Raw genomic sequence first — 22,240 nt, forward strand, 5'->3', positions numbered from 1 at the left:
ATTTCCCAACCAGTCCGGACACCCTCAACGCGACATCGCCTCGAAGACGCGGCGGGCAACGGGGACCTTGTCCGGAGGATGCACGTCCGGGCTGTCCCACCCGAGATCCTGGGTGACCACCAAGCGGACGCCGGGCACTGCCTTGGCCACCCGCGCCTGGACTTCCCGATACTCGGGCCAGTAGCGGCGCAATGGATCGGCACCGCCGATGCGGGGAAGCTGCACGAGGTAGAACGGAAGCTCCCGATTGCCCAGAACCCCGCGCCACCCCTGGATCAGATCGCGGATCAACTGGCCGTTCCCGGAATCGTCATGACGTTCGGCATTCGTCTCGCCCTGATACCAGACAACCGCTTCGAACGGGAAACCCGCCCAATCGCGCACGCCGGACTCGAAGAGAAACCCCGGTTTGAAGGGATGGTTCGCGGAGAGCTCCTTGCCGAGATTCTGTTTCGCGCGACTTCTCGCCCACGCCGAAACCTTGTCATTTTCCAGCCATTTGGGGGTGAGGAGCGAGCGATACTCGGCACGGGATTCAAGGATCTCTCTCGGCAACCACGCCTCGGTTTCGGACCCGCCGACCGCGTTTTCCACGATGCCCACCGGCATGCCGGTTTTACCCTGGACCATCGTGCCCACCCACCAGGCGATCGCCGAGATCGATCCGGCCGAACCGGGAGAGGCGGTGGTCCAAGCCCCCTGGAAATGATCCTTGTTGTTGAGGCGGGCCAGCGTGGCCCCGTCGTAGGTGCGTGGATCGGTGGGAGCGGAGGTGAGATTGAACAAACGGATCATCGTCTGGCCCGGGGCCTTGTCGGCCTCCTCCTTGCCACCGACCGCCCGGGACAGAGGGAAGTCCATGTTCGATTGCCCCGAGAACAGGTACACGCGGCCGACCAGCACGTCCTCCAAAACGACCTTCTCGGAGCCGGACTCTATCTCCAGGTTCCTGCCGTCCTTCGATGCCGGCAGAGGCGGAAGCACCGCGCTCCATTTCCGGTCGTTGCCTGCGACCACGTCTTTCGAGACGGAGCCGAAACGGACGGAGACCTTGCTCCCCGGTGTTGCTTCCCCGTGGACCGCCACCGGGTTCCCCATCGGCAGCACCATGTGCGAGCCGAACGGACGGGCCACGGACAACTCCCCCGCCGACGCGCCCATGGCGGTCAGCAACCACATCGTTTTCCAGATCCTCATATCCTGTTTTAGCAGCAGCGCCGCTCCATCCGCAATCGGAGGTGAACCGGTGGGGTCAACCAACCATCTCGCGCCAATGGCAGTGAACGCGTTCCGGAAGCAACGATATGCCCGGTTCCAAGAACTACTCCCACTTCGACTCACCCCATCGCGCATGCAGGTTCTTCTCACCTCCTCCATTCTCGCTGCCTTCACCATGGCCGCTGGAGCCGCCACCGTGGTGGTGGACAGCACCGGTCTCACGCCCGTCAACCAAGCCAACTTCGGTGTGGGCACGGCGGGCAATCTCTCCACCGGCGCCGCCTTCACCTTCACCACCGGCTCCCTGGGAACGGACACGATCCTCTCCACCATCGGCCTGGAAGGGCGTCAAACCGGAACCGGATCGAGCGGCAGCACGTTGACATTGGAGATCTGGAGCGACACCGACAACAACAGCGCGACCCTGGGCGGCGTCCTGCTCGGCACCTCCACGAACTCGACCGCGCTGGGCCTGAATGCCACCAGCCTTTTCACCTTCAACGGCGTCACGCTCTCCGACAACACCGTGTACACCGTCCACGTGCTCGGAACCGGCACCCCGGGCTTCGGCTTGGTCGGCAGCACCTCCACCGACCTTGTTCCGAACTCGCGGCTCTACAACAACGGTTCCTTTGTCTTTGGCGGCACCGCCCCGAACGGCATCGACGCCTCCTTCTCCGTCACCACCGTCCCGGAACCCACCACCGCCCTGCTCGGCGGCCTCGGACTCCTGGCGCTGCTGCGCCGCCGGCGCGGATAAAGATTACTTGGGTACATGCAATGAACCGGGTGGCCGGGACGGTTTCGTCCCGGCCATCTGTCTTTCTCCCGCTGGCATGAAAACACCACTGCTCCCTCCGGAAATCCATCGAGCCGCACAAACACTGTGGGACTACCATCAGGTGGGCCACCGGATCGAAAAAGCGGATGGCATTCTGGTCTTCGGCAGCAACGACCTGCGGGTGGCGAGCCACGCCGCGGCACTTTACCATGCGGGGTCCGGTCCATGGGTGCTCTTCTCGGGAGCCCGCGGGCGGATGACGGAGCATTGGGCCGAAACCGAAGCGGAAGCCATGGCCCGGGTCGCTGTGGCCAACGGCGTGCCGGAAAGCAGCATCCTTCTGGAGCCCACGGCCACGAACACCGGAGAAAACATCCATCGTTCCAAGGCGCTTCTCGCGGACGCCGGTTTCCACGCGCGTTCGCTGGTAGTGGTGCAAAAGCCCTACATGGAACGGCGCACGCTGGCGGCCCTGGAAGCCCAGTGGCAGGGAGTCAGCTTTCAAGTGACCTCACCTCCCCTCTCGCTCGACGCTTACTTCACGGATGAACTGACGCCCGGTCTCGTGCTGGAGGCGATGACCGGGGATTTCCAGCGCATCCTCGATTATCCGGCGCTGGGTTTCGCCACTCCGCAACCCGTCACACCCGAGGTGATGGAGGCCTATCGCACGCTGGTGGAAGCGGGATACGGACTCCCGGCCTGACCGACCGGTCTCCTTTCCCGACCAGACCGGCCCATTTGCGAGGGGACGTCGGCGGTCGTATCGCGTGTGTTGCAGCCCCCGCTGCAAGATTCCCGATGAAAACCCGCACGCGCCTCCTCCTCCTGCTGCTGGCCAACGCGCTCCCCTTCCAGGCCGCGCGTGCCACTCATTACAAACTTTTCGTCCTGACCGGACAATCGAACTCGCTCGGCACGACCAACGCGGGCGAGGCCGATCCCACCTCGGGCTCCGATCCAGCGGACTCCCACGTGAAGTTCTTCTGGAGCAACATCGCGGACGCCACCCACCCGCTCGGGAATTCCGGCGGCGTCTTCACCACCCTGCAGGACCAGCAGGGTGGCTACTACACCGGCAGCGCCACCCACTGGGGACCGGAGATCAACTTCGGGCGTACCCTTTACCGCGCGGGCGTCCGCAATTTCGGCATCATCAAGGCGAGCCGTGGAGGCGGAGGAAACAGCTTCTGGTCGAAGACCGCCACCGACCACCACATGTACACCCAGGTGGTGAACACGGTGAACGCGGCCACCGCCACCCTCACGGCGAACGGCGACACCTTCGAGATCGCGGGTCTGCTCTACCTCCAGGGGGAAAGCGACTCCCCCACCGAAGCGGCGATCGCCGACACCCGGATCAAGGAACTCACGGACAACCTCCGCGCCGATCTCCCCAACGCCACCGCGATGCACTGCGTGATCGGTGGCATCGCCGCGGCCGGCACCACCCGCGACACGGTACGCGCGAAGCAGGAATCGATCGCCACCGCCACCAGCTACATCGATTACTTCACCGACTTGGATCTCCAGTCGATGGTGGCAGCGGCGGACAACCTGCATTTCAACAAGGCGGCCAAGCTGCGGATCGGCGAGCGTTTCGCCCAGGCATTCTTCACCGCCAACATCGTTTCCCGCTATTACGGCAAGCTGGTGTTCATCGGTGACTCGATCACCCAGGGCGGCAATGGCGACCACCCGGGCTACCGCTACAACGTCTTCAAACGCCTCGCGGAAAAGGGCGTGCCGATCAACGCCGCGACCGGTTACAAGTTCACCGGCTCCGTCACCGGCCCCTATGCCAACAGCGCGCTCACGGTTCCCGCCGTCAACGGCCAGACGTTCGAGAACGTGCACGATGGCCATTTCGGATGGCGGGCCTCGTGGGAGTGCGCGCGGGTGGCCCTGCCCTCCGGCCGCTACAACACGAACAACCTCGGCAACGGCACGCTCCTGAACTGGACCGGCCAATCCAGCACCTACGCGACGGCGAACGCGGGCACCCTCACCTACACCGGCACCACCTACACTCCGGACACCATCTCGATCATGATCGGCATCAACGATCTGGCCGACTACATCACGACCTCGGGCCAGGCCGCGGCCACCGCCGCAAACACGGTGAAGAACGACATCTCGACGATGATCGACCAGTTCCGCGCGGCGAACCCGAATGTCCGCATCCATCTCAACCGCGTCCTCTACACCAACCAGACCCAAGCAATGAAGGATGGCGTGGACGCCCTGAACAACCTCTTACCCGCGCTGGTGGCGGCGAAGAACACGGCCTCGTCCACCTCTCCGGTTTGGCTCTCCGATCCCTCCACCGGCTTCGATCCGGCCACCCAGACCTACGACAACGTCCATCCGAACACCGCGGGGGAAGCCTACGTCGGAGACCGGATCGCCGCCTCGCTCGGCATCGTGGAAACGCCGTTCAACACTTCGACCACCACCAGCACCGCCCCACCCCACCTGGAATCCGGCTCTGCCGCCTTCGGCTCCCGGTTCGAAGGCGACGGCATCTGGAACGGCACCGCCTTCGTCTCCTCGTGGAAACAGAGCGGCACGCTCACCAAGACCGTGGACGCCACGGACCTCCGCCTCGTGAACTCCGGAAGCGGCGGCTCCTGGATCGAAGGTTCCGACACCGGATGGAAAACCGCGAACGGGGGCGCGTGGACCTTCGAAACCCGCATCAAATTCAACGCGAACCCGGCGGGCTTCATCCTGTGGCTCGGCGCGGTGAACCACACGATCCTCGTGGAGATTTACGGCGACCACACGCAGGACAACGGCAACAACACCTTCAACGTCGCTCACAACAATCTGGACGGACAGTTCCACGTCTTCCGCGTGGCCAACGATCCCGGCAACAACGTCTACCACGTGTGGCGGGATGGCGTCCGTCTCACCCCGGTGGCGGGAGTGGCGTATGACAACAACAGCACCGAAAGCCGCCTGATCCTGGGCGACTACACCTCGCAGGCCTTCGGCAACAACTTCGACGCCGTCATCGACTACGTCCGCTACGATCAGACCGCCGCGTATCTCCCAACCGGCGCGGACGCGGATTCGGACGGCCTCCCGGATTCCTGGGAATACAACTACAGCTCCACCATCACGGGCATGACCGCGTCCGGAGACACCGATCAGGACGGCAAAGGCAACCTGGAGGAGTATCTCGCGAACACCAATCCACTCGACGCGGGCTCGGCCCTGAAGATCGATTCCATCACCCGCAATGGAGGCTCGATGAGCATCCAGCTCACCACCTCCCCCCAGCGCTTTTACACCCTCTACAAGTCGGTGAACCTCGGTTCCGCAGCGGTATGGTCCGCCATCCAGGGACCGGTCATCGGCACCGATGGATCACTCATCCTGCAGGACCCCGCCCCGACCGAAGCGCGGGCGTTTTACAAGGTCGTCGCGACCCTCCCCTGACCGGCCACATGATAGGGCCCGCGGCTCTAACTGGTCTACCCGACCGACCACGAGCGGAAAGTGGCGCAGCGCCGGAGGTCCCTTAGCGTGAGGTGCGAACGAGAGCGAATCGTTCCTTCCGGCTCTCTCCCCATCCCCGCATCGCGCATGAAACCCAGAATCCACTCCCTCCGCCCGTTCCTCGGCACCATCCTGATCACCTTCGGACTTGCCGTCACGGGCACCTCCCACGCCGCCACGATCACCAAGGCGGACAACGCCACGGCCCTTGACGCGGGCGCTTCCTGGACCGGCGCCACTGCGCCCGGCAGCGGCGACACCGCGGATTGGTCCGGCAGCTACACGGTCCTCGCCAACCTCGGCTCCTCCTTCACCGCCAGCACCCCGGTCTCCTGGCAGGGCATCTCGATCGGCAACATCACGGGCGCGGGAGCCGGCCTCGTCTCCATCGGCGGCACCGGCAACGCCAGCACCGGCAGCCAGATCACGATCGGCACCGGCGGCATCAACCTTTCCGCGGCCAACCAGAACGCCGTGCTCAACGCGGTCACACTGACCGTGACCGGCAGCGCGCAGAACTGGAACATCGCCACCGGACGCAATCTGCGCCTCGGAGCCACCGGCACCGGTTCGGCCAATGCCAAGCTCACCGGAACCGCCACCACCGTGATCACCGTGACCGGTGGCGGCGTGTGCGACCTGAACCAGGGCGGCGCGAGCGGTTTCTCCGATGCGGCGGGCTTCAACGGCTTCAACGGCAAGTGGATTGTCGACACCGGCACCACCTTGCGCGGCATCCGCAACGGGGCCACCGCCTTTGGCACCAGCACCGCGGCGGACACCATCACCCTGCAAGGCGGCACACTTGCGTCGGGCGGCATCACCGGCAGCCAGGGCAACTGGACGTGGACGAGCAACATCAAACTCGCCACCTCGACCAGCTCCAGCATCGACCAGCAGCTCCCCACCGGCACTGGCCGCTCCTTGAAATTGAACGGTGTCATTTCCGGAAGCGGGGACCTCGTCTTCAAGGAATCCGGCTCTGCCAACACCTTCGACAGCGATGACCTCGGCTTCGTCATCACCGGTAACAACACCCTCTCCGGCACCGTCACGATCGGTGGTGCGACGGAGAACGGCATCGCCGGCCGCCTGACATCCGTCCGTGTCGGCGGAGTCACGGGCAACGACACCACCCTGCCCGCGGGCACGACCGGAAATCTCGGCACCGCCGCGGTGGTCAACAACGGCGTGCTCACCTTCTCCCACTCCAACGCGTTCACGGCAGCGAACAACATCTCCGGCACAGGCACGGTCCGGGCGGGCAGCACCGGCATCACCGGCAGCAACACCCAGACCCTGACCCTCTCCGGCACGAACAGCTACTCCGGTGGCACGCAGGCGAACAATGGCTACCTGATTTTCGCGAACGCGGGTGCCGTACCCTCGACCGGGCTGATCACCATCAACGCGAGCGGTTCGCTGGTGTCCTCCGGTGCCCACACCACGGTGACCGAATGGCTCACCTCGGGATCGATCGCCACCAGCTCGACCGGTGCGATCGCCCTGCCCGGCGACTCCGCCGAAGCCGTGGACTTCACCGGCTACAACACCCTCGGACTTTCCACCAACCAAGCCAACGCCACCTTCACCGGCACCATCACCCCGGGCACCGGTGGTTACGTGTTCGGTGGCTCCTCCGGCACGAACCTGACGGTGGCGACCAACCTTGGTGGCACTTCGGGTTTCACGAAGTCCGGCTCCAGCACCATCACGCTCACCGGAACGAACACCTGGAGCGGCGACGCCCTCGTCAGCGGCGGCACGCTGCAGATCGGATCGGGTGGCAGTATCACGTCCTCCGGCGCTTTCGCCATCAACGGCGGGGCCACGGTCACCCAGTCGACGGGCACGGTCACCCTGAACAGCACCTCCACCAACCAGCCGATCCGGGTCTGCAGCGGCACGGGCAGCGCGACCACTGGCAGTTACACCTTGTCCGGTGGCACCTTGAATGTCCCCAACGTCGCCACCGCCATCTCCTACGGCGGCGCGAACACCGCCACCCTGACGATTTCCGGCGGCACGGCCAACCTCAAGGGACTTAACTTCACCGCAAGCACCAGCAGCACCGGCATTCTCACGCTCACCGGCGGCACCCTGAACATCGGCTCCGCGGGCATCACCAACACCAGCGGTGGCGGCACCCGCACGACCAACCTCGGTGCCGGCACTCTGGGGGCCTCGGCCGACTGGAGCAACGCCCAGAACGCTACCCTGACCGACGCCGCGACCGGCACGACCTTCAACACCCTGGATGCCGTCGACCACACCTCGGCCCGCACGGTCACCTTCAGTGGCGTGCTTTCCGGCGCGGGAGCACTGGTGAAGACCGGGGCCGGCACGCTCGCTCTCACGGGCATCAACACCTACACCGGTGCCACCACCGTCAATGGCGGCACCCTGCTCGTGGGCAACGGGACCTCCGGCAGCGCGGCCTCCAGCGCCGTCACGGTCACCACCGCTGGCACGCTCGCCGGTTCCGGCACCGTGGGTGCGGTGACCGCCAACGCGGGCGGCACCATTTCTCCGGGGGCAGGCCTGGGTGGATTGAACACCGGAGCTCTGGCGATCAACACGGACGCCAGCGCGGCCTTCGAGATCAACACCACCGCCCTCCAAGCCGATGTGATCCACGTCACGGGCAATGTGACGCTGGCGGGCAACCTGAACCTCAGCGACCTGGCGGCGGGCACTCCGTCGGTCGGATCGAAACTCACGCTGATCACCTACACCGGCACGCTTACCGGCACCTTTGCTGGCAAGGCGGAAGGTACCACCGTCACCGTGGGGGGCAATTCCTTCACCCTCCACTACAACGACGCCAACGCGGTGACCCTCACGGCCCTCTCCGCGGACGCCTACACCAGTTGGGCCACCTCGCACGGCCTGGGTGGAGCGGATGCCTTACGGGACGCCGATCCGGACCACGATGGCGTGAAGAACGTCCTCGAACTGCTCTTCGGCTCGGAGCCGAACCCAGCGAACTCCGGCGCATCGTCGCTGGCGAACCTTCCAGTCACCGAACTGGATGCCACCACGCTGCACTTCAGCTTCCACCGGGCCGCGGCTTCCATCTCCACGGTAACCCCCATCGTCCAATACAGCTCCGACCTGACCACCTGGTCCACGGCGACGGACGGCTCCAACGGGGTGACCTTCCAAACCACCACCGACGGCTATGGCACCGGAGTGGACAAGGTCACCGTGAACATCCCGCTCGCGCTGGGTGCCAATGGCAGGCTGTTCGCCCGCGTCCAGGTCGCAATTCCATAAGCGGATCCCGTCCGCCTTCACCGGAGCCGGATGGGATCCCCCATCCGGCTCTTTCTTTTCCCAGCTCCTCCCGAAAAACCCTCCCATGTCGTTGAAACACCTGCTTCCCGCCATCCTCCTGCTGTTGGGATCGGTGGAAGCGAAGACCTTGAAGCTGTTCGTCCTGACCGGCCAATCCAACGCGCTCGGGATGGCGGGCACCACCAGCCAGGGCATGCACGCACTCGCACCCGGACAGCATCCGGCCGAACAGACAGGCGGCATCCCTTTCTACTGGGACAACCGTAGCGATGGCACACCCACCGGGGATGCCGCGCTGGGCGCGTCCGCGGGTTGGACGATCGTCTCGCCCCAGACCGGAGGGGTTTATGCGGGCAATGACAACCATTGGGGCCCCGAGGTCGGCTTCGCACGGCTGCTCTGGGACGCGGGCTACCGGGACTTCGGCATCGTGAAGGCGGCGAGGGGCGACGCCGGAAATTCCTACTGGGCGAAATCCGCGGCGGACAACCACATGTACCGCCAGGTGGTGGACACTGTCCAGGCCGCCACCCTCACCCTGCCCCCGGAATACGATGACTTCACGGTGTCCGGCGTGCTTTACGTGCAGGGGGAAAGCAATGACTCCACGGAGGCCTCCGCGGCCGCCGCCCGGTTCTCGGATCTGCTGATGAACCTCACCGCCGATCTGCCACAGGCCACGGGGCTCAAGGGAGTCTTCGGCGAGATCGCCGGCACCGGCACGAACCGCGACACCACCCGGACGAACCAAAAGACCCTCGCGGACAGCCGCGCCGACATCGGCTACGCCGAGTCCAACGGCCTCACCCTTCAGGCCGAAGACGGGCAATCCTCGCACTATGACGCCGACAGCGAGGTGCTTCTGGGCGAGCGCATGGCAGCGGAGATGATCGGCACGGGCGCCCTGGACACCAATCCTCTTCCCGCCTGGTCCCAATTGTATGGTTGGTATCTGGCCGACCACGGCAATGCGTTCGATTCCTCCGGAGCGGTACAGAGGCTGGCCAACCTCGGCGATGGCACCGCGGCCCGCGACCTCACACGCCGGGTGGCGGGGCTCACCTACCAGCGGCCGGTCACCGCCGCAGGTGGCGGCATCCGCGGGGTCCTGCGTTTCGATGGCACGAACGACCTGTGGGCGAATTCCACCGAGTTCGGACCTCTCACTTCCGGTCGTTCGGTCGCGATCCTTTGTCAGGTCACCAGCACGGCGGATGGCTTCCTTTTCGATGGCACCACCTCCACCGGAAGAACCCGTGCCCAGGTTCGCAGCGGAAAATGGCAGGTGGGAACGGCCACCAGCAGCGCCGCTTGGAATGGCGCGGAAACCGACACCGCGGCCCGCCTGACCAATACGTGGCAGCGCCACGTGTTCACCTTCGAACCCTTCGACGCCGGCAGCAGCAACACCGACACCCGCATCCGTCACTACATCAACGGCACCGAGGTGGCGAATGTGGTCGACGCGGACGTCACCAACCTCAGCGGACTGATCATCGGCGGCAACGGCGGCAGCCCTTTCACACGGCAGGCATTCGACCTGGCGGAGATGGCCGTCTTTTCCAAGGTCCTCGATGCGTTCGAAGTGACCGCCCTCGATACCGCGTGGTCCTCGCGCTGGGGGACACCCGGCCCCGTGCCATTCGCCGCGGCAGTCAGCCAGAGCGCCGCCACCATCGCCCGGTTCGGTCGCAGCGAATTACTCCATCTGGCATTGGATTGCACCGCCACCGGGACCACCACGCTGAAAAAGGTCCGCCTTACCCTCAGCCCGGGAACACGTGCCAACATCGATTCGATCCAACTCCTGTCTTCGGGGTCGACAACCACCCTCAATCCTTCGGCCCCTCCCCAGGCAAGCCATTCTCCTCCCCTTTCGGATACGATCGATCTGGATTGCTCAAGCGGGCTGCTGGAGGGCAGGAACCATTTTTCGATAGCCATCATTCCCCGCCGCCAGGCACCACTGGGCTCCACGCTGGACGCAAGGATCGACTCCATCGTGCTCGAAGGAACGCCCTCCGGCACCATCGTTCCCACCTCTCCCAATCCCGCCGGAGTTCTCACGCTCGGGCTGGTGCCTTCCTTCACCGACATCCGCCGGAGCGGTCAGGACGGCGTGAACACGTACCGCATTCCCGGGATCGTCTCGGACAACCACGGTGCCTTGCACGCGGTCTTCGACATCCGCCATGACAGCAGCGCGGACCTACCTGCAAACATCGACGTGGGCTACATGCGGAGCACCGATGGCGGCGCCTCGTGGAGCCCGATGAAAGCGATCCTCGATTACGACTCCACGGTATCCGGCTCCTCAGGCAATGGCGTCGGCGATCCGAGCATCCTTTACGATCCGGTCACCGACACCCTGTGGACGGCCGCCCTGTGGTCGTTTGGCAACCACGCTTACGCGGGCTCCGGCGCTGGAACCTCCATCACCCAATCGGGCCAGTATGTCCTCTCGAAGAGCTCGGACGGCGGCACCACCTGGTCCGCTCCGATCAACATCACGGCGGCGGTGAAGGACGACGTCAATTGGCACCTCGTCTTCCAAGGCCCCGGCCACGGCTTCTCGATGCGGAACGGCACTTTGGTGTTCCCGTCGCAGTACCGCGATGCCACCGGTACCGTGCGGGTGTGCTCCGTGTTCAGCAGCGACCACGGTGCGACCTGGGATTTCGGCTCCGGAATCCCCACCTCTTCCCCGCAGACCAACGAGAACACCGCCTGCGAACTCGACGATGGCCGCGTGCTGTTCTCAATGCGCACGCCATCGGGCTCCAATGGACAACGTGCCTGGGCACGCTACGTGCCGGGCGGAGCGACTCCGATGAAGAACGGCACGTGGGAGTCTCTGTTCCGTCTGGCAGCGGTGCCCGATCCGGTTTGCCAAGGCAGCGTGATCCAGTGGGCGAGCAAACTGGCCGGCCAGCCCCGCGAACTCGTCCTGTTTGGCAATCCGGCGAGTTCGTCATCACGCGTCAATTTCACGCTGCGGGTCTCCGCGGACGCGGGTGCCTCCTGGCCGGTCTCGCGATCGCTGTATTCAGGATCGAGCGCCTATTCCTCGATCTGCATCCTCCCGGACCGGTCGATCGGCGTCCTTTTCGAAAAGGACAACTACAGCCTGATCACCTTCGCGCGGGTCGAGGAAAGCTGGCTGCTCAATCCCGCCACCGACACCGATGGCGACGGCATGCCCGATGCCTGGGAAACGCTCAACGGCCTGAATCCGGCCGTCTCGAACCCGAACGCGGATCCGGATGGTGATGGCGCGAGCAACCTCCAGGAATACCTCGCCGGGACCGATCCGTTGTCGAAAACCTCCGTGTTCGCCCTCACTTCCCACGCGGTGACGCCCGGAGGACTTGCCATCACTTGGCAGTCGATCCCGGGCACCTCCTATGCCATCGAAAGCAGCACCGATCTCACGAGTTGGTCCCCGGTGACCGGCAAGGAGGAGATCCGTGCCGCGGCCACCAGTTCCATCACAACCGTTCCGATGAATGGCGGTCGCCGGCTCTTCCGCGTGAAGGTCCTGCGCTGACCTCAACGCCGGACTTCCGCCACCGACGCGCCTTTGACCACATCCGGGGTGATCCACGAGTTTCCTCCCGGGTGGGGATTGCCCGCGATCAGCGATGACAGGCGTCGCAGCACCTGCTTCGCCACCGCGTCCGGATCGACGCTGTAGCCGGTGACCTCCGGCACGAGGTGCTCGAGGAATGGCTCGCGGGCGAGCGTGATGATGCTCAGATCGGTGGGGACCCTCACTCCTTTCGAAGCCAACCAGGTGAGGGCCGTCGCCGCCTGGCGCGGGCGGGTGGTGATGAAAGCGGTGGGCGGATTTTTCAACTGGAGGGCCCGGGTGAGCGCGCGAGCCATGCCTTCGACCGTGCCGTTTTCGACGATCTCGAACGCTTGGAAACCGATCTCGCCGAGTTCCAACGCCCCTTTCACCGCTGCAGCGACACCACGCAATGCATCGGTCGGCACCAGAATACCCACCCGCTGGTGACCGAGCCTCCACAGCTTTCCCGCGGCATGCCGCGCGGTGGCTTCCCAATCGACATCGATGTGCGGCAGATCGATCCCCTCGTGTGGATAGCCCCTGATCAGACACGGATGACCGCTTTGCATGAACCACCGCTGCACTGCCTCGCTGGAACGCAGCAGAATCCACGCGCTGCATGGCTCCTCCCCGACAAAGGTTTCCAGGCGCTTGGCGGGATGGCGGTGTTCATACCAGGACGGAGCGAAAACCTCCAGTGATCCCCCCTTCCCCGCCAACGCCCGGCGGATCTGATCGACTTCGAGCAAGACAGGCTGCGGAAGCTGTTCCAGAGGACGGTGGGCCAGCAGGCCAATGCGCAGCGAGCGGGACTTCGACGCCTTCGCTGGCGCGAATTCGGTCACCAGGATGCGGCGGCGGCTGCCAGCCTCGGCGGGGCTGATCACGCCCTCCCGCTCCAGTTGCTGGATCGCCAGGCGGATGGTGTCCCGCCCGACCTGGAGTATCTCCGCCAGACGCCGCTCGCCCGGCAGGTGGTCCTTCCATTCGGCGGCTTGAATCCTGACCCGCATCACGCGGACACATTCGACAACCAGGTTCCCCCTGGAGGGCATCGGCATCTCGGCCATGGCCCATCTTCCTCCCGAAGCTACTCCAACGCAAGCTCCTACCGGCCTGCCCACCCCACCAGTGACCGCCTCACTGGTCTGGTCTAAAGACCAGAATACCATATATCGTCATCCTGGTTTCATCCGTGTCATAAAATCGACTTGCCGGGCGGTGCTCCCATCCGTCCAACTGAACCGTTCCATTTTCATGTCCGCCTCCTTTACAAGCCCGATGGCCGCCGTGGCACTGGCCGTAATACCACCCGCGGAAGCAGGGGAATCCACCACCTCCCCCTTGCCACCGGTGCCCGACGCCCGCGGTTTCGCCGGTGCCTTCGCCGGGGTCACGGGACATCACCTGCTGGCCGGCGGTGGCGCGAATTTCCCGGACGGGAAAATGCCATGGGAGGGCGGCAAAAAAGTCTGGCACGACCGTCTTTTCGCGCTCGATCTCACCGCAGCCGACGCCAAGTGGGAGGAGATCGGTCATCTGCCCGCCGCGAATGGCTACGGTGTTTCCCTCACTATACCGGAAGGCATCCTTGTCATCGGCGGAGGGGACGCCACCCGCCATTTCCGGGACGTCTTCCTTCTCACTTTGGATTCCGCAAAGAAGCCCTCCTTCCAAGCGCTACCCGCGCTGCCGGAACCGCTGGCCCAGATGGCCGGGGCCGTGGTCGGCCGGATGGTCCATCTCTGCGGCGGCATCACCACGCCGGATGCCACCTCCTCATCGGCGAAGCATTGGGTGCTGGATCTCGATGCGAAAGATCGGGGCTGGCAGCCGGCCCTGGAGCTCCCCGCGGCCGGACGCATCCTCGCCACCGCTGCCAGTGCGGACGGAGCCTTCTTCGTCATGGGCGGCTGTTCGCTGGCGGCAGACGCCGATGGCAAACCGACCCGCACCTACCTGCGAGACGCGTGGAAGTTCTCCTCCAACCGCTGGACCAAGGTCGCGGATCTTCCCCGCGGCTCCGTGGCCGCCGCTTCCCCCGCTCCGACCAACGGCCAGGATTTCTTCCTGGTATCGGGAGACGATGGCGCCCAGGTCGGCCTCGCGTCCCCCGCGGCTCACAAGGGCTTCACCCCGGAAATTCTCCGCTACGATGTGGCCAAGGATGAATGGAAGGCCGCCGGTTTCCTGTCCGTTCCGCCACCGGTGACTCTCGCGGTTGCACCTTGGAAGGACGGGACGATCTTCTTCAACGGCGAGGTCCGCCCCGGCGTCCGCACCACCCAGGTGTTCATTTTCCACCCCGCTCCCTGAGGTTCCATGTCCGCCATCACCATCGGAAGCCCCACCCGCCAGGCATGGATCACCGTGCTCCTGCTGTGGCCGGTCGCCCTGCTGAACTACCTGGACCGGCAGATCTTCGCGACGATGAAGCTGTCGATCATGTCCGGAGTGCCGGACATCGTGACTGACCAGCACTTCGGCGATCTGATGGCGGTGTTCCTTTTCGTTTACGGTCTCTTCAGCCCAGTGGGAGGCTATGTGGCAGACCGCTTCAACCGCCGGTGGGTGATCATTGTCAGCCTCGGGGTCTGGTCCACGATCACCTGGCTCACGGGCCATGCGACGACCTACCAGCAGATGTGGTGGGCACGGGCCATCATGGGCATCAGCGAAGCCTGCTACATCCCTGCCGCGCTCGCCCTGATCGCGGACTTCCACCATGGTGGCACCCGCTCCCGTGCGGTGGGCATCCATCAGTCCGGCATCTACCTCGGCATCATCGCCGGGGGACTGGGTGGTTACATCGCGGACTCCAGCTATGGATGGCGGGCCGCCTTCCATTGGTTCGGCCTGGCGGGGGTGCTCTATGCCGCCGTGCTCCTGCTCTTCCTGAAAAACGCACCGAAGAACGAGCGCGAGGATGACACCTCATTCCGCCCCGGTATTGTGACTTCGCTGCGCGGCCTCTTTGGAGCCTGGGCCTTCATCCTGCTGATCTTCTACTTCACCCTCCCTGCCATGCCCGGTTGGGTCGTGAAGAGCTGGATGCCCGACTTGCTGAGGGAAACCTTCAATCTTGGCCAAGGCAAGGCAGGCGTCTCCGCCACGCTCTGGATCACCCTCGCCTCGCTCGCCGGCGTGCTGGTCGGCGGCACCCTGGCCGATCGCTGGATGAAGACCAACGTCCGCGGCCACATCCTCGTCAGCGCCATCGGCATGGCGGTGTGCATCCCCGCGCTGTTCGGCATCGGCTATGCGCCCTCGCTCGGCGTCGCCGTCGCTTTCCTCATCCTGTTCGGGCTCGGCTGGGGCTTCTTCGACGCGAACAACATGCCGATCCTCTGCCAGATCGTGCGCCCCGAACTACGAGCCACCGGCTATGGCCTGATGAACATGGTGAGCATCACCGTGGGCGGCCTGGCGGTGAAACAGGTGGGAGCGATGAGGGACGCCGGCTCCTCCCAATCCCTGATCTTCACCGTCTGCGGCATCGCCGCCGCGATCGCCGTGGTGCTCGTGTTGCTGATCCGCCCGCGCCCGGCCACCCCGGCCGCCGAATGACCCGTTCCCTTTCCGTTTGTTCCATTCCGTTTATCCCATGTTCCTCCACGAACTCGTCGCCGCCACCCATTCGCCCTTCCACGCGGATGGCTCCCTCGCCCCTGAAGTGGTCCCGCTCCAGGCGGCCTTCCTTGCCGCGCAAGGCATCCGCACCGTCTTCATCACCGGCTCGACCGGCGAGTCCCACTCGGTGAGCTGCGCCGAAAAGCTCCGCCTGTTCGACGCGTGGGCCGAGGCCGGCCCCGCCAACGGCATCGCGGTCATCGCCCACGTCGGAGGAAACTGCATCGAGGACTGCAAGCTCCTCGCCCGCCGCGCCGCGGAACTCGGATTCCCCGCCATCAGCGCGCTGGCCCCTTCCTACTATAAACCCGGTAATCTCTCCGCCCTGATCGACTGGTGCGCCGCGATCGCGAGCCAGGCGCCACAGACCCCCTTCTACTACTACGACATCCCGGTGCTTACCGGGGTGACGCTGCCGATGGAGAAGTTCCTGGTCGAAGCGCCCGCGCGCATCCCCACGCTGGCCGGCATCAAATTCACGAACCCGGACCTCGTCTCCTACCGCAAGAGCCTGGACGTCGCGGGTGACCGCTTCGACCTGCCCTTCGGCATCGATGAGGCCATGCTCGGCGGACTCGCCACCGGGGCCCGCGGCGCGGTCGGATCCACCTTCAACTGGGCACCCGCCCTCTACCTCGATCTCATCGCGGCTTTCCAGCGCGGCGACCTCGACGAAGCCCAGCGCCTGCAATCCCTCTCCATCGCCATGATCGACGCCATCGCCGCCACCGGTTTCCTCGGCACGGCCAAGGCTCTGATGGGCCGTCTGGGAGTACCGGTCGGCCCCGCCCGTCTGCCGCTCGGCAATCCGTCCACGGCCCAGGTCGACGCCTTGATGATCCGACTGGAGGAACTCGGCTTCTCCCAATGGGGTGCCAAGCCACTTGCCAGCGCCCACCCGGCCCTCGTGAACGCCTGATCCACGTCCCCCTGTGAATCTCGCCGAGTTTTATCGCGACCAGTTGTTCAGCGACTGCCTGCCGTTCTGGTTCCCGCGCGCGATCGATACCGAGCACGGCGGCTTCCTCCATTGCTTCGATGGAGATGGAACGCTGGTCGACAGTGACAAGGGCGTGTGGATCCAGGGCCGCATGAGCTGGATGCTGCTCACCCTCTACCTCGAGCAGGAGAGGCGGCCGGAATGGCTGGAGTGGGCCGAAAGCGGTCTCCGTTTCCTGGAGGAAAAGTGCATCGATCCCACCGACGGCCGCATGTATTTCCACGTGATGCGGGATGGCACGCCGGTGCGGAAGCGCCGCTATGCCTACAGCGAGAGCTTCGCCGCGATCGCCTACGCCGCCCACGCCGCCGCCACGGGATCGGTGGAATCCGCCCGCAAGGCGCGCCATTGGTTCGACCACTTCGTGGACTGGAACTTCACGCCCGGCCGCATTCCGCCGAAGTTCACCGGCCACCGCCCGCTGGAGGCCATCGGACCGCGCATGATCGGACTCGTCACCGCGCAAGAGCTCGTGAAGCACCTCGGCGAGGATGAAACCCTTCGCGGCTGGATCGACCGCTTCCTGGCCGACATCGAGCGCCTGTTCGTGAAACCGGAGCTCAAGGTGGTCATGGAACTGGTGACTCCGGAGGGAGAAATCTCGGACCATTTCGACGGGCGCACGCTCAATCCCGGCCACTCCATCGAGGCCGCGTGGTTCATCCTCGAAGAAGCCCGCCGCCGCGGCAACGATCCGCACTTGGTCCAGCTCGCCTGCAACATGATCGACTGGATGTGGGAGCGCGGATGGGACACCGAGCACGGCGGCCTGTTCTACTTCCGCGACGTCCACGGCAAGCCCGTGCAGGAATATTGGCACGACATGAAATTCTGGTGGCCACACGATGAAACGCTCATCGCCACGCTGATGGCCCACAAGATGACCAGGGAGCCACGCTACCTCGCCATGCACGAGCAATGCCGCGAGTGGTCCTTCAAGCATTTCGGCGATCCGGAACACGGCGAGTGGTATGGCTACCTGCGCCGCGACGGTGTCCCGACCAGCACGCTCAAGGGGTCCCTGTGGAAGTCCTTCTTCCACCACCCGCGCGCGCTGTGGCTGTGCCATCGACTGGCGGCGGACCAATAGGGAACCCTATTGCCCGTCAGTTGGCACCGAATCCTCGCCAGCCGCTTCACGCATGCTGGCCTCCCGCTGACGGGCGGCATAAGCCTCCCAGCCGAACAAGGAACGGAACCGGTCGTCCGCATCCGTCCCGGCCCTCTTCCACCGCCGGGCGTAATCAGGATCCGCCTCTTCAAGTTCCCCGGCTCCAGCTTCGGCTTCGAAGCGGGCCTGTTCCTTCTCAATCACCGGCGACAGGCTCGGATTCACAGCTCCCGCCGCAACGGGGTTCGCAACTCCGGTCATCATCGCCCGGTTTCCCGATTCATACACCAAGGGATACGTCGCCGGACGGCTGGCGATGCATTCCTCCCGATGTTTCGCCAAATGCAGCCGGTTCGCCTGCTGCTTCGCCGAAAACCGTGGTACCGGAGCCCCTTGGGCATCCGGATGCATGGGTTCTCCCGGAGCCACATCCCCACTGTCACGCGTGATCACCGATTCATCCCCCGGCGTCAGCGGAACAGCAGCCCCAGCCTGGTGTGCCGCAGGACTTCGCTCGGATCGCTGAACCCTCGTTTCGATGGATTCCCGGGCATGCTCCACATCTCCCGGACCGGGCTTCCCCGTCATCCAAAGGAACGCTGCGGCAAGCAGCACCAGGCCCGCGGCAATCCAGGACACTTGTCTGAAATTTGTCACGTGCATGGGCTTGTTTCGAGAACCATCCAAGAAAGAGGCGCTTCCAATGACAAATCGGAAGCGCCTCACAAATCAATCGTTCACCGGGAACAGATCAATATTCCGGGTCGATCGGAGCACCGTCGTAGGCACGGGAGACGTGCATGTTCGAAAGCAGAAGACCAGCGGAACCGGGGACCGCGATGATCTGGTTCTTCAGCGCGGTCGCCGTGGTGAGCGGCACGCCGGTGAGGGTGTTCTTGTAGAACAGGTGCTGATAGCCCCAGAAGGTATAGCGGCCTTCATACACATTGGTCGCGCTGTAGGGGACACCATTCCAGGAGAGTTCCTTGGCACCGTTGGTGATCGCGGTGGCAGAGTCGGTCAGACCGAGATAGCCGAGCAGAACGCCGAAGTTCGTGGACTTCGCGCCAAGCTTGTCGCGGAGCGTGCCACCGGAGCTGTAACCGTTGTTACCGGCCACGTAATTGGTCGGAGCGCCAGTGGCGGCCCACGGCTGCAGGTCGGTCACTTCGTCGCTGGCCACGGTGGCGTCATACTGGATGACGGTGGCGAACGCGCCGAGACCGGACTCAGCCATGGCGGTGATGCGGGTGCCGGACTCCGGGTCACGGCCCACCGGGTAAACGGTCACGCCCTGATCGGCGCTGTTACCAGTGAACACGGCGAGGGGCAGACCACCGTTGAAGAAGGTCTTCTGGATCACGCCCGGGGCAACGTTGGTCAGGGCGGCCGGAGCACCGTCGTTGGCGATCCACTTGAACGGCACGGCGGCCACCTTGTTGTCGGTGAGCGTCGGGGTGGTGTAGATCGTCGAACCCTGGAACACGTCGGACATCGCGACCTGGGCCACTTCCGCAGTGGTGCCAGCGGCGACGTTCGCGGTGCCACCAGCGGTGCCGTAGCCCGGGGTGGCCGGAACGGTGACAACCGCGTCAGCGAGGAAGTTCACGTTGTTGCCCTGGGCCACGTCGCGGATACCCGCGGCGGAACCGGACCAGGAGGTCTTGATGATCACGACGTTGCCCGCGATCGTGCCCTTGAAGATCGCCTGGGAGGCGGAACCGAGACCGGCGGTGCCGGTGTAGGAGTAGATCTCGTCCGGCATCAGATCGAGGATCGCCTGATGGACCGAGGAGCGGAACGCGGTCGAACCGGTCAAGCGGACGACGGTTTGGGCGGACGCGGACGACACAAGGCCGAAGCCGAGCGCTGCCACCAGGAGCATGGATTTGCTTTTCATGGTATATTGTTGGAAGGGAGTGTGAGGATACAGAGGGGGATGAACACGCGGGATCAGGCGCTGCGGCGGCGACGGAAGCCGGCGACGGCGACACCAAGACCAGCCAGCAGGGCGGACGTCGGCTCAGGCACGGCGGAAATCGCGCCACCGGAGCTAAGGGTGAAGGTGCCCTCGAGCGTGCTCGAGGTCGGAGAGGTGAGTCGGTAGACACTCAGCGAGTCATACACGTGGCCTTCGATTTCGGAGAAAGCACCGAAGTCGATCGCACCGCCGTTCGAGCCACCGTTCATGTAGCTGGACCAGCTGCTCGCGTCGGAGGCCGACTGGATCGCGGCGCGCGAGTTGTTGGCGGAAGCCTGGTAGGAACTGAAACCAACCGTGCCCTGTTCCATGCCTGTCATCTTGGTGGAGACCGTGGTGCGGAGCGAGTTACCGATCAGCGGACCATCGGCCGGTCCGCCGTTGGCTACGGAAACGTAAACGGTCTTGGAAGCGTCGCCGTTGACCGTCACCACGTTCGACGGGCTGCCAGCGATCCCCCAGTAGAGGTCGTCACGAGTGGCCCAGTCGGCACCGTAGATCGCCGTGAGGTCGGTGTTGAGGTCGCCGAGGCTGATCGTGCCGGAGAGAGTGCCGTCACGCACATCGGCCGCGGAACCGAGGTTCACGACGTAGTTCGTGTTGGCACCCACACCACTGGTGGCGCGGAAACCGACCAGCAGGTCGCCCTGGGTGTAGCTGACCAGCGCGCCATTGGCGGCGCCGGCCAAGCACAGCATCCCGAGGAGGGACACCGCATTTGGGAGGATATTGAGCTTCATGGATTATGGAATGGTTGGAATCGATTGGCGCTGGAACCGGAGTTCCGGCCGACCGAGTCCATAGGAGAGGCCGGTCAATCCGCGTAGAGAATCACAGCAACAATATCGTAACCCGAAGTCTTCCTACTATTTTCGACGTAAGACCCGCCCACACCCGTCACGGAGTCACCACCAAACGGACGAACTGCTTGGATTGCCCGGTCGGGATCGTGTAATGCACGGAGGAACCAGTGATCGTCAGGGCCGAGTCGCCGTTGGCGACATCGGTCCAGATCGACAAGTCCGCCGATTTCTGGACCTTGAACGCCGTGATCGTGGTGCCCGAGGCACGCGGCCAGGTGACACCACCCGACACCACCGCCGGGGCAGCCGTGAACCCGTTGCCGGCGGTACCCATGAAGAATTCCGCACCGTTGCTGATACCGTCGCCGTCATAATCGAGATTGGCCGCCTGGCCGCCCGCGTTCGTAGCAGCCCACGTGCTGTAGCTGGTACCGGTGCTGGCAGGCGTGAACGAAACCTGACCGGACGCATTGATCGAGAACTGGCCGACAAATGCACCTGCCGACGTGGAGGTCAGACGGTAGAGGCCGAGCGACTGGGTCGGCAGGCCCTCCATTTCCGAAAAGGCGCCGAAATCAATCGCGCCACCGTTTGAACCGCCATCCATGAAACTCGCCCAACTGTTGGCGTCACCCGTTCCCTGACTCACCGCCACCGTGCTGTTCGCGGTGGCCTGATAGGACGTGAACCCGGTGGTACCACTTTCCAAAGCAACCATCTTGGTGGACACCGTCGTCCGGAGGGACGTGTTGATTGCCGGACCATCGCCAACGCCTCCTCCTGGAATGGAAACATAAACCGTTCTGCCAGGATCGCCGTTGACCGTCGTCGTCGAAATGTTGCTGGGGCTGCAAGCGACCCCCCAGAAGAGGTCCGTCCGCGTGCGCCAGTTCGCGCCGTAGATGGTGGAGAGGTCTGTCGCGATATTGCCCGGAATGGTGACCGTGCCGCTGATCAATCCATCACGGAACGACGAAGCGTGGCCGAGGTTCACCACGTAACAGGTGGAAGCATTGAGCCCTCCCGTGGCCCGGAAACCCATCAGCACGTCGCCTTGGACGTAGGTGGGCGCGGCGGCACTGGCAACCGAGGGGGAAAACACGCCGAGCATCAGCATGGCGGAAGCGAGTGAGGAAATGGACTTGGGCATGAGGAGTTCGGTGATTCGAGCCCGCAGCGTGATACCCTCCTGAACGACCCGCAAAGCACTCTACGCTGACGGATTCGTCACCATCGCGACGACCCCATGTGACAATCCGCCGATCCCCCGCCACACACTCCAACAGAACAATGGTGATCATAGAAAAAGCCTCCGGTCGGTGAACCGGAGGCTTTTCATATCAA

15 protein-coding genes are annotated in these 22,240 nt (G+C 64.5%); 9 read left to right on the top strand and 6 right to left on the bottom strand.

Annotation, left to right across the window (positions count from 1 at the left end):
- Positions 1 to 24: 24 nt before the first annotated feature.
- Positions 25 to 1,197 (bottom strand): sialate O-acetylesterase, encoded by a 1,173-nt coding sequence (locus llg_RS00055; RefSeq protein WP_338287444.1) that lies wholly within the window; start codon positions 1,195 to 1,197, stop codon positions 25 to 27.
- 154 nt (positions 1,198 to 1,351) lie between these two features.
- On the opposite strand from llg_RS00055, the gene llg_RS00060 reads away from it, so the two are divergent.
- The 5 genes from llg_RS00060 (at position 1,352) to llg_RS00080 (ending at position 12,347) form a co-directional block, all read left to right on the top strand.
- Positions 1,352 to 1,978 (top strand): PEP-CTERM sorting domain-containing protein, encoded by a 627-nt coding sequence (locus llg_RS00060; RefSeq protein ID WP_338287445.1) that lies wholly within the window; start codon positions 1,352 to 1,354, stop codon positions 1,976 to 1,978.
- Positions 1,979 to 2,054: 76 nt separating this feature from the next.
- On the top strand, positions 2,055 to 2,705 hold the full coding sequence (locus llg_RS00065; RefSeq protein WP_338287446.1) for a YdcF family protein: 651 nt from the start codon (positions 2,055 to 2,057) through the stop codon (positions 2,703 to 2,705).
- A gap of 95 nt (positions 2,706 to 2,800) precedes the next feature.
- Complete coding sequence (locus llg_RS00070) at positions 2,801 to 5,443, top strand: sialate O-acetylesterase (protein ID WP_338287447.1); 2,643 nt, start codon at positions 2,801 to 2,803, stop codon at positions 5,441 to 5,443.
- A gap of 147 nt (positions 5,444 to 5,590) precedes the next feature.
- A complete protein-coding gene (locus tag llg_RS00075) occupies positions 5,591 to 8,779 on the top strand; it encodes an autotransporter-associated beta strand repeat-containing protein (protein ID WP_338287448.1) in 3,189 nt (1,062 codons plus the stop codon).
- An 85-nt stretch (positions 8,780 to 8,864) separates the two neighbouring features.
- Entirely contained in the window at positions 8,865 to 12,347 is a 3,483-nt protein-coding gene (locus llg_RS00080; protein ID WP_338287449.1) for a sialate O-acetylesterase, read from the top strand.
- A gap of 2 nt (positions 12,348 to 12,349) precedes the next feature.
- Here llg_RS00080 and llg_RS00085 read toward each other — a convergent pair whose 3' ends face one another.
- Positions 12,350 to 13,384 (bottom strand): substrate-binding domain-containing protein, encoded by a 1,035-nt coding sequence (locus llg_RS00085; RefSeq protein ID WP_338287450.1) that lies wholly within the window; start codon positions 13,382 to 13,384, stop codon positions 12,350 to 12,352.
- Positions 13,385 to 13,628: 244 nt separating this feature from the next.
- On the opposite strand from llg_RS00085, the gene llg_RS00090 reads away from it, so the two are divergent.
- Genes llg_RS00090 through llg_RS00105 form a run of 4 tightly spaced genes read left to right on the top strand, consistent with a single transcriptional unit; the run spans position 13,629 to position 18,091 of the window.
- Positions 13,629 to 14,687 (top strand): kelch repeat-containing protein, encoded by a 1,059-nt coding sequence (locus llg_RS00090; RefSeq protein ID WP_338287451.1) that lies wholly within the window; start codon positions 13,629 to 13,631, stop codon positions 14,685 to 14,687.
- 6 nt (positions 14,688 to 14,693) lie between these two features.
- On the top strand, positions 14,694 to 15,938 hold the full coding sequence (locus tag llg_RS00095) for an MFS transporter (protein ID WP_338287452.1): 1,245 nt from the start codon (positions 14,694 to 14,696) through the stop codon (positions 15,936 to 15,938).
- Positions 15,939 to 15,975: 37 nt separating this feature from the next.
- Positions 15,976 to 16,920: a dihydrodipicolinate synthase family protein gene (locus llg_RS00100; RefSeq protein ID WP_338287453.1), complete on the top strand. Its 945-nt coding sequence runs from the start codon at positions 15,976 to 15,978 to the stop codon at positions 16,918 to 16,920.
- 13 nt (positions 16,921 to 16,933) lie between these two features.
- Positions 16,934 to 18,091, top strand: coding sequence for an AGE family epimerase/isomerase (locus llg_RS00105; protein WP_338287454.1), 1,158 nt, complete (start codon positions 16,934 to 16,936; stop codon positions 18,089 to 18,091).
- Positions 18,092 to 18,097: 6 nt separating this feature from the next.
- Here llg_RS00105 and llg_RS00110 read toward each other — a convergent pair whose 3' ends face one another.
- The 4 genes from llg_RS00110 to llg_RS00125 all read right to left on the bottom strand — a co-directional run bounded on the left by llg_RS00110 (position 18,098) and on the right by llg_RS00125 (position 22,046).
- Positions 18,098 to 18,751 (bottom strand): hypothetical protein, encoded by a 654-nt coding sequence (locus tag llg_RS00110; protein ID WP_338287455.1) that lies wholly within the window; start codon positions 18,749 to 18,751, stop codon positions 18,098 to 18,100.
- 112 nt (positions 18,752 to 18,863) lie between these two features.
- Positions 18,864 to 20,012: a hypothetical protein gene (locus tag llg_RS00115; RefSeq protein ID WP_338287456.1), complete on the bottom strand. Its 1,149-nt coding sequence runs from the start codon at positions 20,010 to 20,012 to the stop codon at positions 18,864 to 18,866.
- Positions 20,013 to 20,065: 53 nt separating this feature from the next.
- Positions 20,066 to 20,833: a PEP-CTERM sorting domain-containing protein gene (locus tag llg_RS00120; RefSeq protein ID WP_338287457.1), complete on the bottom strand. Its 768-nt coding sequence runs from the start codon at positions 20,831 to 20,833 to the stop codon at positions 20,066 to 20,068.
- Between the two features lie 157 nt (positions 20,834 to 20,990).
- Positions 20,991 to 22,046 carry a hypothetical protein gene (locus tag llg_RS00125; protein ID WP_338287458.1) on the bottom strand — a complete coding sequence of 352 codons (1,056 nt, stop codon included), beginning with the start codon at positions 22,044 to 22,046 and terminating at the stop codon, positions 20,991 to 20,993.
- Positions 22,047 to 22,240 lie beyond the last annotated feature (194 nt).

It is taken from the genome of Luteolibacter sp. LG18, from assembly GCF_036322585.1.
Taxonomy (GTDB): Bacteria; Verrucomicrobiota; Verrucomicrobiia; order Verrucomicrobiales; family Akkermansiaceae; genus Luteolibacter.